The sequence below is a fragment of the Cobetia sp. genome, assembly GCF_983723665.1.
In genome coordinates this window covers 14,070-18,308 of record NZ_CFDJES010000038.1, presented here as the reverse complement: position 1 = coordinate 18,308, position 4,239 = coordinate 14,070, and the positions used below count along the sequence as shown (strand labels likewise).

Below are 4,239 nucleotides of genomic sequence, written 5' to 3'. Positions count from 1 at the left end.
GACACCATGTGGTATTTCGCCTGGATTCTCGGTGTGTTGCTGGCCTGCTTCGCGGGCATCATCAATGCATTGTGGCTTGAGCAGACCCACACCTTTGACGATGATTGAGTGAGGCGGCCCCCAACGTTACTTCTGCGCCGCTGACCGTTCCGATCAAGGAGAGCTCGATGTCACGACCCTGGTACGCCTCACGACCACCGGCCTGGTGCCGAACTCGACCTGCCCATCTGGCCTCGCTGCTGCTGTCTGCCATGGTGGCCATCTGGATGCTGCTGGGGCCGGATGCGATAGCCTCGATGCAGACAGGACCGCGCTATCTGATGTTGCTGGTCGCGCTGTGGGGGCTGGGCGCCGGCTTCACGCATGGCGTCGGCCTGGTGCCGCGCCATGCGACCCGCGCCTGGCTGCTGGGGGCGCCGCTGAGCTGGTGTCTTTTGCTCATCACGCTGGTGACCCTCGCGTCCAGCCAGTAACGCGATTGCGCAGGCTTTATTCATTACATCAACAAACACGGCCGCTCCCTGGAGCGGCCGTGTTTGTTTAGGGCTAAAGGCATGGCTCAAGGGCATGGCTTGCGAGCCCTTGAGTGATTCAGGCTTTACTTGAGAAGGCCGCAGGCTCTATAACGCAGCGAGGTGGTGTCGCGCTCATTGACCCGCGCAGACCGCTCTCACCGACCACTCTCGCAAGCCCTCGCCGGCCCCGCAGGCCATCGTAAACCCTTGCTGGCTCTTGCAGGCCCTTGCCGATGTCTGGCGCTGTGCGGGGCTTTTCACGGATTCTTGCAGCTGGCAGGCCCTTTCGCGCTGGCCGCCATCCGCATTGACGCTGCGTTGTATTCGTCGCCCTCGGCCCCAAGAGGTAATGGAGCGGAGGGAGGAGAGGCGCCGATCGAGAGCGGGAGAGTGTCTGGTAAGCCGCTGGTGCAGCACCTGTGTCCTCTTCACTCTCACCTTGTCAGATGATGATGCCCTGGCGTGCATGAATGACGGGGCTCTCGATGGAGGAAATACCATGCGGTCCTCAGCTGATGCATCCTGCGGCCAGACGTCTGGCCGGCAGTCCTCGTCCTCGTCGGGGCATATTCCCCGCGACATGTCGCGCCGCCTTTCCGGTGACTGGGTCTTGTCATTGGTGGTGCCGGTGATGAACGAGGAGGAGACCATCGGTCTCTTTCTGGAGGCCATCGAGAAGACCCTGGGCTCGCAGGTGCCACATCTTGAAGTGCTGTTCGTCGATGATGGCTCAACCGATGGCACCCTGGCGTGTCTGGAGGCCGCGGCGGCCGGCGATGCCCGCGTGCGCTACCTGAGCCTGACACGCAACTTCGGCAAGGAAGCGGCCATGTCCGCCGGCATCGAGCAGGCGCGTGGCGATGCCGTCGTGCCGATGGATGTCGATCTGCAGGACCCGCCGGAGGTGATCCTCGAGTTCATCAGCCAATGGCAGGCCGGCTACGACATGGTCTATGGCGTACGCGCCGCGCGTCATGAGGACACCGCCACCAAACGCAAGACGGCAGGCTGGTTCTACCGCGTCTTCAACCGCCTGACCTTCACCGAGATACCGCGCGATGCGGGCGACTTCCGCCTGCTGGACCGCCGCGTCGTCGAGGCGCTGCGGCGCCTGCCCGAGCGCAACCGCTTCATGAAGGGCCTGTTCTCGTGGCCCGGCTATCGCTCGGTGGGCGTCACCTACCAGCGCCCGTCGCGCACGGCCGGCACCACCAAGTTCAACTACTGGAAGCTGTGGAACTTCGCCCTTGATGGCGTGGTGAGCTTCTCGACCTGGCCGCTGCGGGTCTGGACCTATATCGGCAGTGTCGTCGCCGCCCTGTCCTTCCTCTATATCCTGGTGATCATCAGCAAGACGGTGCTGTTCGGCGCCGATGCGCCGGGCTATGCCTCACTGATGGTCGCGATCCTGTTCTTCGGCGGCATGCAGCTGATCTCGATCGGCGTGCTGGGCGAATACCTCGGTCGTCTGTTCATGGAAACCAAGCAGCGTCCGCTTTACCTTATCGACCATGACAGCCTGCACGACAGCCCGCCGGGCAGCGTGTCACCGGACAGGGGCCTCGACAGCGGCCTGAGCACTGCGCGAGTCGTGCGCGGCGCGTCACGCGATGCGGCGCGAGGTGAATCACTTGAGCGCTGATCGTGAGGGCGTCAGCGAGTCTGACAGGCCAGTCACTGCCCGCGCCAGGGAGGAGGCGGGCACCGCGACCCGCTTCGGGCTGGTCGGGCTGGCCGCGACGGGCGTGCACCTGGGCGTCGCCGCCTTGCTGCTGTTCCTGTGGCCGCAGCTCAATGAGTTCATCGCCAATATCATTGCCTTCTGCGTGGCCTTTCAGGTCTCGCTGGTCGGCCACCGGCGGCTGACCTTCAAGCGCCAGGGCAGCGCCTGGCGCTTCGGACTGGTCGCGGCGGGCGGCTTTGCGCTCAACAATGGCCTGTTGGCAGTGCTGATGCAGGGGCTCGATCTGTCGGGCTTCGTCGCCATCGCGATCGCCACGCTCTCGGTGCCGATCGTGACCTATCTGGCCTCACGGCTGTGGGCCTTCAAGGAAGACCATGCATGAATGACAGCGTCACCGCAGGGCCGCGCTCGACGCTGGGGGAGCGCTTCAAGACATTGGCGGCCGAGACGCCGCCCCCTTTTGAGGCACTCGCGCGGGTGCAGGCCGTGCGCATTCCCTGGGGGCATATCCTGCTGGCGCTGCTGGTGACGCGCGCCGTCTGGCTCGCCATCGCGCTGTGGGGCGATCACAGCTATCTGCACGCCATGGCGCAGTTCGACGGCAGCTGGTTCAAGGGCATCATGACGCGCGGCTACGATGTCGAGGCGCGCGGCATGAGCGATGGCGACGCCGCCAACTGGGCCTTCTTCCCACTCTATCCGGCGCTGCTGTGGCTGGTGACACTGGGCGGTCAGCTGGACCCCGAACTGATGGGCGTGCTCCTGAGCAATGCCTTGCTGGCCGTGGCGCTGGGGCTGGGCTGTCGCTATCTGGCCATCACGCGCCCCGGTGCGCCGTTGCTGCTGTTCGTGTGGCTGGCGGCCAGCATGCCGTACAGCTTCTATTTCAGCGCGCTCTATTCCGAGTCACTGTTCTGGCTGCTGTGCCTGGCGTCATTGATCGACTGGCGCTGTCAGCGCACCGGCCGCGTGATGCTCTGGACGCTGCTGTTGTCGATGACCCGCGCCACCGGGGTGTTCTGGGTCATCGCGATGGGAATCGAACTTGTGGCGCGCCTGCGCCTGCGGGCTTTCACCGAGCTGTGGCGGCGGCCCGATTGGCTGCTGATCGGCGTGGTGGGGCCCTTGGGGCTGTTCCTGTTCATGGCGCTGCTCTATCACCGGACGGGCGATGCGCTGGCCTTCAGCCATGTGCAGATTTCCTGGGGCCGTGAGATGGGCAATCCCCTCACCAACCTCATTGAAGGGCTGAGCTACTGGCAGAGCGCGCCGGAGACGCTGCGCCCGGCGTGGCAGGCGAGCATGGCGCTGGTCGGTGTCGGTCTGATCGGCTGGCTGGGCGTGCAGCGGCGCTGGCTGGAGATGGGGCTGGCGGGCTTCACGCTGTTCGTACCGCTGGCGACCGGGCTGGACGCCATTCCGCGCTACATGATCGGCATGCCGGTGTTCGTGCTGGCCCTGCATGACCTGCTTGCTCGGCTGCCACGCACGCTGGCCTGGGGCCTGGTCATGCTGGGTGCGCTCGCTAATCTCTGGCTGGTGGAGAACTGGTATGACACCGTCTTCTGGCTTGTCTGATGCGCTGTATGGGGCGCCACGGCCACGGCGCAGCCAGCGGATCTGGTGGCTGCTGGCCACCGTGGTGGTGCTGGCCTTCGAACTCACCCTGCTGTGGCTGGCGCGCACGCCCAGGGTCGATGATCACTATCGGCGCTACTTCATCGAGCATGCCACCACCTGCTACCGGCCGATGGGCGAGGTGCCGGTACTGACGCCCGGTGAGCGCTACCCCGTCCGCAAGGGCGAGCCGCTGGGCAATTGCGGCGTGCTGTGGGCCGGTTTCTACTCGCCCCAGCCAGACGTGCCGGTCAGTGCGCGGCTGGCGGAGGTCACCTTGCGCCTGCGGGTCGCGCCCGAGGTCTCGCCGGCAGGCTCGCAGGCCGTGGTCGTGGCGCTTGAGCTGTCACGTTTCCCGGATTCGGCCGCCGCGCTGCCGGTGGAAGTCATGATCGGAGAGCAGACCGTCACGCGCTGGCCGGT

6 protein-coding genes are annotated in these 4,239 nt (G+C 65.5%); all 6 read left to right on the top strand.

Translation table 11 applies throughout. The features are described from left to right. Positions 1–6: 6 nt before the first annotated feature. Positions 7–108, top strand: coding sequence for a cytochrome bd-I oxidase subunit CydX (gene cydX / locus AC4FAH_RS05855; protein ID WP_024951692.1), 102 nt, complete (start codon positions 7–9; stop codon positions 106–108). Positions 109–167: 59 nt separating this feature from the next. Then, complete coding sequence (locus tag AC4FAH_RS05850; RefSeq protein ID WP_082388798.1) at positions 168–473, top strand: cyd operon YbgE family protein; 306 nt, start codon at positions 168–170, stop codon at positions 471–473. 541 nt (positions 474–1,014) lie between these two features. Then, positions 1,015–2,157 (top strand): glycosyltransferase family 2 protein, encoded by a 1,143-nt coding sequence (locus AC4FAH_RS05845; protein ID WP_249330445.1) that lies wholly within the window; start codon positions 1,015–1,017, stop codon positions 2,155–2,157. Next, the gene (locus tag AC4FAH_RS05840; protein WP_043335434.1) at positions 2,147–2,581 is read left to right on the top strand and encodes a GtrA family protein; all 435 of its coding nucleotides are present in this window, start codon (positions 2,147–2,149) and stop codon (positions 2,579–2,581) included. The genes AC4FAH_RS05845 and AC4FAH_RS05840 overlap by 11 nt, the downstream gene beginning before the upstream one ends. Then, entirely contained in the window at positions 2,578–3,777 is a 1,200-nt protein-coding gene (locus tag AC4FAH_RS05835; protein WP_286987595.1) for a hypothetical protein, read from the top strand. Before AC4FAH_RS05840 ends, AC4FAH_RS05835 begins: the two co-directional genes overlap by 4 nt. Continuing rightward, a partial coding sequence (locus AC4FAH_RS05830; RefSeq protein WP_490245764.1) for a hypothetical protein occupies positions 3,752–4,239 on the top strand: 488 nt, incomplete at its 3' end. The genes AC4FAH_RS05835 and AC4FAH_RS05830, both read left to right, overlap by 26 nt.